Annotated in this window: 3 protein-coding genes; all 3 read right to left on the reverse strand. The window is 50.2% G+C overall.

Annotation, left to right across the window (positions count from 1 at the left end):
- Positions 1–44 precede the first annotated feature (44 nt).
- On the reverse strand, positions 45–1607 hold the full coding sequence (locus RJ32_RS10235) for an IS66 family transposase (RefSeq protein WP_034821963.1): 1563 nt from the start codon (positions 1605–1607) through the stop codon (positions 45–47).
- 114 nt (positions 1608–1721) lie between these two features.
- Entirely contained in the window at positions 1722–2078 is a 357-nt protein-coding gene (gene tnpB / locus RJ32_RS10240; protein WP_034821960.1) for an IS66 family insertion sequence element accessory protein TnpB, read from the reverse strand.
- Positions 2075–2377, reverse strand: a complete 303-nt coding sequence (locus tag RJ32_RS10245; protein WP_051018781.1) for a hypothetical protein — start codon at positions 2375–2377, stop codon at positions 2075–2077. Before RJ32_RS10245 ends, tnpB begins: the two co-directional genes overlap by 4 nt.
- Between the last annotated feature and the right edge of the window lie 85 nt (positions 2378–2462).

Below are 2462 nucleotides of genomic sequence, written 5' to 3' on the forward strand. Positions count from 1 at the left end.
GGTAAGCGTAACGCGAACCACACAACCGGCCAAGATAATTGACGCTAGGATGTGAGCTCGATATTCCAGGGCAGTAAGTGGTCGATATTATCGCTGTCGTTAATGAGTGGCCACTGCTTGAACAGGCTCATCAGGTAGTCAATCGGTTGCAGTCCGTTGGCTTTGGCGGTTTCTACCAAGCTGTACAGCATCGCACTGGCATCCGCTCCACCGTAGGTATTGGCAAACAGCCAAGCTTTGCGACCAATCACGAACGGTTTGATAGCGCGCTCAGCGCGGTTGTTATCGATATTAATGCGTCCGTCGGTTAAATACACTTGCAACTTCGACCATTGGTTCAATGTATATTGCACGGCTTTGCCTATCACGCTCGTCGGTGGCACTTGGTTTAACTGCGTATCAAGCCACTCTTTCAAGTCGCTCATTACAGCTGCGGATTCGCTTTGCCGTGCATGCAAACGCTCATCCGCTGACTTATCAGCCATCAGCCGTTCAACACGGTACAGCTTTTGAATAAACGCAATCGCAACATCTGCTTTACCGGTTTTCTTTTTCCCCTGCACGGTTTTGGCGTCCACGAACTTACGTCTGGCATGTGCCCAGCAACCGGCAAGGATAGCATCAGTTTGCTCGTAACCTTGATAGCCGTCCACTTGCAATGGCCCACGGTAACCCTGCAGGAAGTCCTTCGGATGTGACCCGCCGCGACCATCCTGGTAGTCATACAGTACGATGTTGGGTGGTGATGAGGTATTACCGGGCGGCGGCTTATCTGTGCCGCAACCATACACCCACATGTAGGATTTTCTTTTCTCAGACTGGATGACTTTTATTGTTGTCTCGTCCGCCCACAGCACAGGCTGTTGCACGAGAAGGTCATGCATGCGCTGGTACAGTGGCTCAAGTTTTTGACTCACCGCTACCAACCAACGGCTCATGGTCTGGCGACTGATATCGGCGCCGAACTGCTTGAACATGGCTTCCTGGCGATACAGCGGCAGGCCATACTGGAACTTCGCTGTAATGATTTGGGCCAGTAAGCTTGGCGTAGTGATGCTTTTTGGCAGCATGCTTGCCGGCACCGGTGCCTGCTTTATCCTGGTTTCAGTGCCTTGCTGCTCACAAGTGCGGCAGCTGTATTTAGGTCGAATATGTCGAGTCACCTGCATCTTAGCCGGGATGAAGTCGAGCTTCTCGCTGACATCCTCGCCCATGCGATGCATGTCCGTGCCACAGCATTCGCAGGTTTTATCGTCATCGCTGATATCGTGAATGACTTCTTTACGCGGCAATGATGCATCGAGTCTGGCACGGCGCGGTAGTTTTCGGGTGTAGGCAACGTGTTGTTCGACAGCGACCTCTTCCTCATCAGGATTGAGGATGTCTTCCACTTCGTTGAACAAGTCGCCTTGACCCGGAAGACCTTCAGCACTGGCCGCAAAACGCTTTTTCAGCTCAAGCTGCCATTTTTCAAATAACTGATAGAAGTCACGCTTCCAGCGCTCACTTTCTTGTTGCAGGCGAGCCTTCTCAGCCTGCTGCTCAAGCAGCATAGCTTTGAGTGCTTCAACATCGTCTGGAAGTGTGTTTGCATCAATCTTTTTCATGCGGTCATTATACCGCATAAATCGGCGCTAAACCGCAACAGATAAAGGCTTTCTTAGACCGATTAGTGATCGAAAAATCATGGTTTATGCTTGATCCCTATATGAAAAAAACGATCATGTTATCGAGCTAAAATGCAGTGGTTGATGGCCTTTCATCAGGGTAATATCCAGGCCATCCAAAAGCCATGCCCATTGCTGCTCAGTCAGGGAAATGGTGCTGCCTGACATCTTTTTCGGCCATTTGAACCTGGCTTTCTCAAGACGCTTGTACCACAAGCAAAAGCCTGTTTTATCCCAATACAGAGCCTTGAGCTTATCGCGTTGGCGATTGCAAAAAATAAATAGCGCACCACTGAACGGTGAGAGCGCCATTTCACTCTCTACAATGGCACTCAAGCCATTAATGCTTTTACGAAAGTCGACCGGCGCCTTGTGTAAGTAAATTGCCGGTGGCTCAACGAACATCTTCATGCGCTGAGCTCTTTGACCAATTGCGCGACCCAACGCGGTGATACCGACAACGGCAACACCAATTCGGTTTGGCCAAGACGAAGCTGCAAGGTTTGCTGCGCGGTGACCGACTGAGGCACCGCTAGAGCAAAGCTCGTGTCATTATCTTCAGCTTCGCGCTTAAGCTCTGCTCGACGTTGACTGAAGTAGGCAGAATTTATGCCGCGTGGCTCACAAAAGTCTTTCTGACTCAGGTTGCTTTGTTCAAATTCAGCAATGAGCTCACGCCATTGCTCGCGAGTTCGGTATGCTCGGCTCATGATGCTACCACCTTATTGGTTAAACTTGATGGTAGCCTATGGCTTTAAACTATGACTGAATAGGTGTGGTTCGAGTTACGCTTAC

Source organism: Idiomarina sp. 28-8 (assembly GCF_000320945.2).
GTDB lineage: Bacteria > Pseudomonadota > Gammaproteobacteria > Enterobacterales > Alteromonadaceae > Idiomarina > Idiomarina loihiensis.

Excerpts from the sequence above, each read along its gene's own strand:
- RJ32_RS10235 (WP_034821963.1), bottom strand. The coding sequence starts at position 1,607 with ATGAAAAAGATTGATGCAAACACACTTCCAGACGATGTTGAAGCACTC.
- tnpB (WP_034821960.1), bottom strand. The coding sequence starts at position 2,078 with ATGAAGATGTTCGTTGAGCCACCGGCAATTTACTTACACAAGGCGCCG.
- RJ32_RS10245 (WP_051018781.1), bottom strand. The coding sequence starts at position 2,377 with ATGAGCCGAGCATACCGAACTCGCGAGCAATGGCGTGAGCTCATTGCT.